This is a genomic window from Nostoc sp. KVJ20 (assembly GCF_001712795.1).
GTDB lineage: Bacteria > Cyanobacteriota > Cyanobacteriia > Cyanobacteriales > Nostocaceae > Nostoc.
The window spans coordinates 1-1,076 of the sequence record NZ_KV757808.1 but is presented as its reverse complement, the minus strand read 5'-3'; the positions used below and the strand labels follow the sequence as shown (position 1 = coordinate 1,076).

The 1,076-nt window shown below is 48.1% G+C and carries 1 protein-coding gene and 1 pseudogene; both read left to right on the top strand.

Annotation, left to right across the window (positions count from 1 at the left end; all coding sequences use genetic code 11):
* Positions 1–266, top strand: a pseudogene (locus tag A4S05_RS42820) (hypothetical protein); the annotation flags it as partial.
* Positions 267–414: 148 nt separating this feature from the next.
* Positions 415–1,076 (top strand): MarC family protein (locus tag A4S05_RS37665; RefSeq protein WP_069074840.1); only part of this gene is annotated, 662 nt, incomplete at its 3' end.

Below are 1,076 nucleotides of genomic sequence, written 5' to 3'. Positions count from 1 at the left end.
TGCATCTGCCCCACTATGCGCTGACGACAGAGGACACGAAGCCCATTCATGTTCTGGCGACGCAGCCGATCGATCTTTCCCGACCGCATCCGTTCACGGCGGAGGGAAATCGGGAATTCAATACGTGCATCTGGGCACCGCCGAACGGTAACCGTGGCGGCGATATTTTGCTCGCCGACTCGACCATTTTCACCACACTATTCGGCGGCACGGAGAGTCTAGGACACTTTTGGCGGAATATGGCGAAACTGCGAGTCGATGTCTAGATGTTCTACCCGATGTTCCGCTTTTATGCCCTCAAGGAGTCGTTGTTTGACGGGGCATGAAACGATGCGAGAAGTTGAATTTCACGCAGACCAGCAGCTAGCTGCTAATTGCCGATGAGTTAGTCGAAAATTATGTAATCCACAAGATGTGTCTACCAAACGCTTGTTCAAACTTTCAAATGTTTTTCAGCTAATGTTTTGTTGGCAATCGTTTCTAAATTCAATTTTCTATATCAGATTTGGTTCCTCAAAATTAGCACAGCGAGGATTTGGTGTACTAACCTTTTTCCTGCTAACGCTCTCCCTGCAACTGGCGCTTCCATCTCTAGCCACTACTCAATTTGATTCTGTTGATTGTCCGGCTGGTGCTAACGTTCAACAATGCCAATCTTCAGAGGTTTTGGTTAGCTCACTCATCGCGCAATCTCCTGACGCAACTGTCCCACCCAATACCCCAGATGTCTCTGACACCATTGTTTTGCCCAAACAACGCCTTGCCGATCGCATTGCCCGCACATCGATCGAGTCCCCATTTGGAGTATTCAATCTATTCATCATTTTCTTTGTGACGCTAGGACCAATCAAAGTTATCCCGCCGTTTGTACAGCTTACTCAGAATGCCGATCGATCGCTGCGGCAACAGCTAGCGTTTCGCAGTGCTGCCCTAGCAACGATCGTGATTTTACTGGTGGCGATTATTGGGCAAAACATAGTGCGTGTTTGGCAAATTCGATTGCCTTCGTTGCTGATTGCTGGGGGAATTCTCCTATTTTTGGTAGCGCTTAACATGGTAATCACTCAGTATCAACC